The following is a 2,136-nucleotide window of genomic DNA, read 5'->3' as shown; positions in this document are numbered from 1 at the left end:
GGCTTAACTCCGGCGTTAGATGCACTAAGCACATAATTGCTCACAGCCAAACTATCAGGTCAAGTCTGCTTTTATTATTTTTAAGCGTGCATAATAAGCCCTACACAAATTGGGAGATATATCATGAAAGGCTGGCTTTTTCTTGTTATCGCAATAGTTGGCGAAGTAATCGCAACATCCGCATTAAAATCTAGCGAGGGCTTTACTAAGCTTGCCCCTTCCGCCGTTGTCATAATCGGTTATGGCATCGCATTTTATTTTCTTTCTCTGGTTCTGAAATCCATCCCTGTCGGTGTTGCTTATGCAGTCTGGTCGGGACTCGGCGTCGTCATAATTACAGCCATTGCCTGGTTGCTTCATGGGCAAAAGCTTGATGCGTGGGGCTTTGTAGGTATGGGGCTCATAATTGCTGCCTTTTTGCTCGCCCGATCCCCATCGTGGAAGTCGCTGCGGAGGCCGACGCCATGGTGACGGTGTTCGGCATTCTGAATCTCACCGAGGACTCCTTCTTCGATGAGAGCCGGCGGCTAGACCCCGCCGGCGCTGTCACCGCGGCGATCGAAATGCTGCGAGTCGGATCAGACGTCGTGGATGTCGGACCGGCCGCCAGCCATCCGGACGCGAGGCCTGTATCGCCGGCCGATGAGATCAGACGTATTGCGCCGCTCTTAGACGCCCTGTCCGATCAGATGCACCGTGTTTCAATCGACAGCTTCCAACCGGAAACCCAGCGCTATGCGCTCAAGCGCGGCGTGGGCTACCTGAACGATATCCAAGGATTTCCTGACCCTGCGCTCTATCCCGATATTGCTGAGGCGGACTGCAGGCTGGTGGTTATGCACTCAGCGCAGCGGGATGGCATCGCCACCCGCACCGGTCACCTTCGACCCGAAGACGCGCTCGACGAGATTGTGCGGTTCTTCGAGGCGCGGGTTTCCGCCTTGCGACGGAGCGGGGTCGCTGCCGACCGGCTCATCCTCGATCCGGGGATGGGATTTTTCTTGAGCCCCGCACCGGAAACATCGCTGCACGTGCTGTCGAACCTTCAAAAGCTGAAGTCGGCGTTGGGGCTTCCGCTATTGGTCTCGGTGTCGCGGAAATCCTTCTTGGGCGCCACCGTTGGCCTTCCTGTAAAGGATCTGGGTCCAGCGAGCCTTGCGGCGGAACTTCACGCGATCGGCAATGGCGCTGACTACGTCCGCACCCACGCGCCTGGAGATCTGCGAAGCGCAATCACCTTCTCGGAAACCCTCGCGAAATTTCGCAGTCGCGACGCCAGAGACCGAGGGTTAGATCATGCCTAGCATTCACCTTCCGGCCGCCCGCTAGCGGACCCTGGTCAGGTTCCGCGAAGGTGGGCGCAGACATGCTGGGCTCGTCAGGATCAAACTGCACTATGAGGCGGCGGTTCATACCGCGCCAGGGGAGCGAATGGACAGCGAGGAGCCTCCGAACGTTCGGGTCGCCTGCTCGGGTGATATCGACGAGGTTGTGCGGCTGATGCACGACGCTGCGGCGTGGATGTCCGCCAAGGGAACGCCCGCCTGGGACGTCGCGCGGATCGACCGGACATTCGCGGAGACCTTCGTCCTGAGATCCGAGCTCCTAGTCGCGAGTTGCAGCGACGGCATCGTCGGCTGTTGCACCTTGTCGGCCGAGGATCCCGAGTTCTGGCCCGACGCCCTCAAGGGGGAGGCCGCATATCTGCACAAGCTCGCGGTGCGACGGACACATGCGGGCCGGGGTGTCAGCTCCGCGCTGATCGAGGCTTGCCGCCATGCCGCGCGAACGCAGGGGTGCGCCAAGCTGCGGCTCGACTGCCACCCGAACCTGCGTGGCCTATACGAGCGGCTCGGATTCACCCACGTCGACACTTTCAATCCCGGCTGGGATCCAACCTTCATCGCAGAACGCCTAGAACTCGAAATCTAACGTCCGTTCGGGCATCGAGGTCCATGTCGGGGTGGGACGGGCCCGTGGCTTCAAGATCACTTGCAGTCCGACCGCGAGGCACTGTTGCAAAGTTAGCGATGAGGCAGCCTTTTGTCTTATTCAAAGGCCTTACATTTCAAAAACTCTGCTTACCAGGCGCATTTCGCCCAGGGGATCACCATAATAAAATGCTGAGGCCTGGCC

The 2,136-nt window shown here is 58.9% G+C and carries 3 protein-coding genes and 1 pseudogene; 3 read left to right on the top strand and 1 reads right to left on the bottom strand.

All coding sequences use genetic code 11. The annotated features are described in order from the left end of the window. Nucleotides 1–123: 123 nt before the first annotated feature. From FTT85_RS18300 to FTT85_RS18290, 3 genes are all read left to right on the top strand, one after another. Nucleotides 124–471, top strand: coding sequence for a quaternary ammonium compound efflux SMR transporter QacE delta 1 (locus FTT85_RS18300; protein WP_000679427.1), 348 nt, complete (start codon nt 124–126; stop codon nt 469–471). Next, nucleotides 465–1,304 (top strand): sulfonamide-resistant dihydropteroate synthase Sul1, encoded by an 840-nt coding sequence (sul1, locus tag FTT85_RS18295; protein ID WP_000259031.1) that lies wholly within the window; start codon nt 465–467, stop codon nt 1,302–1,304. The genes FTT85_RS18300 and sul1 overlap by 7 nt, the downstream gene beginning before the upstream one ends. Before the next feature lie 127 nt (nt 1,305–1,431). Beyond that, complete coding sequence (locus FTT85_RS18290; protein ID WP_000376623.1) at nt 1,432–1,932, top strand: GNAT family N-acetyltransferase; 501 nt, start codon at nt 1,432–1,434, stop codon at nt 1,930–1,932. Nucleotides 1,933–2,061: 129 nt separating this feature from the next. On the opposite strand, the pseudogene FTT85_RS18285 reads toward FTT85_RS18290, so the two are convergent. Beyond that, nucleotides 2,062–2,136, bottom strand: a pseudogene (locus FTT85_RS18285) (IS6 family transposase); the annotation flags it as partial.

The organism is Acinetobacter sp. YH01020 (genome assembly GCF_013420275.1).
Taxonomy (GTDB): Bacteria; Pseudomonadota; Gammaproteobacteria; order Pseudomonadales; family Moraxellaceae; genus Acinetobacter; species Acinetobacter amyesii.
The sequence above is the reverse complement of the archived record's forward strand: the minus strand, read 5'-3'. Positions and strand labels throughout refer to the sequence as shown.

Bases quoted from the DNA above. Each gene is read 5' to 3' on its own strand.
- FTT85_RS18300 (WP_000679427.1), top strand. From the start codon at position 124: ATGAAAGGCTGGCTTTTTCTTGTTATCGCAATAGTTGGCGAAGTAATC.
- sul1 (WP_000259031.1), top strand. From the start codon at position 465: ATGGTGACGGTGTTCGGCATTCTGAATCTCACCGAGGACTCCTTCTTC.
- FTT85_RS18290 (WP_000376623.1), top strand. From the start codon at position 1,432: ATGGACAGCGAGGAGCCTCCGAACGTTCGGGTCGCCTGCTCGGGTGAT.